The sequence below is a fragment of the Pseudoalteromonas sp. TB25 genome (assembly GCF_000497995.1).
Taxonomy (GTDB): Bacteria; Pseudomonadota; Gammaproteobacteria; order Enterobacterales; family Alteromonadaceae; genus Pseudoalteromonas; species Pseudoalteromonas distincta.
Window position 1 is genome coordinate 1 of the sequence record NZ_AUTI01000014.1, and the last position, 912, is coordinate 912.

1 protein-coding gene is annotated in these 912 nt (G+C 39.9%); it reads left to right on the top strand.

Features of this window, described 5'->3' with window-relative positions:
• Positions 1-772 (top strand): fatty acid desaturase (locus L652_RS0100210; RefSeq protein ID WP_024603161.1); only part of this gene is annotated, 772 nt, incomplete at its 5' end.
• Between the last annotated feature and the right edge of the window lie 140 nt (positions 773-912).

Consider the following 912-nt stretch of genomic DNA (forward strand, 5'->3'; position numbering starts at 1 on the left):
CGGCTGGATGTTACGTGACTACCAAGGCGATAGCTACAACGACTATAGTAATTGTCGTGATTTACAACGAAATAAAGTCGTTATGTGGCAACATAAGCACTACTTGAAACTAGCTATTGCTATGAACGTCGGTTTGCCTCTTGCGCTTGGTTTATTAGTTGGTGATGTGTGGGGTATGTTAATTCTTGCAGGTTTACTACGCTTAGTACTAAGCCAACACTTTACCTTTTTTATAAATTCGGTTGCACATATTTGGGGCTCTCGCCCATACACCGAAAAAAATACGGCACGCGATAACGGCTTTTTAGCGTTATTTACATACGGTGAGGGGTATCACAACTTCCACCATATTTTTGCAAGCGACTACCGTAATGGTATTAAATGGTTTCATTACGATCCAACAAAATGGATGATCCGCTCTTTAGCAGCTGTTGGTTTAGCTAATAAATTGAAGCGTACACCTGTTGAACGTATCGAAAAAGCAAAGGCTGAAACGCTAATGAGCAAAACGCAAACGCGTCTTGCAAAATTGCCTTTAGCACAAGATAAGATTACATTATTACAACAAGAGTACGATTTACTGCTGAAAAAACTGCAAAATTATTGTTCACTACAAAAACAAGTGTTAGAAGTTAAAAAAAATAACATGGCAAAGCAGTGTGAACGCTCAGCATTAATGGCACAATACCATGAGTTGGAAGCCGCCTGGGAAAATCAAAAACAGGCATGGCTAGCACTTAATGCGAGGTTATTAAAAGCCTCTTTTAATTAATTTAGGAGTGGCTGTGGCCAAACAACCAGAACAAAAAAAAGTACCCGTGACATACCAATATGATGCAATAATTATTGGCACGGGTCCTGGCGGTGAAGGTACCGCCATGAACCTTTCAAAAAACGACAAAAAAGTAGCGG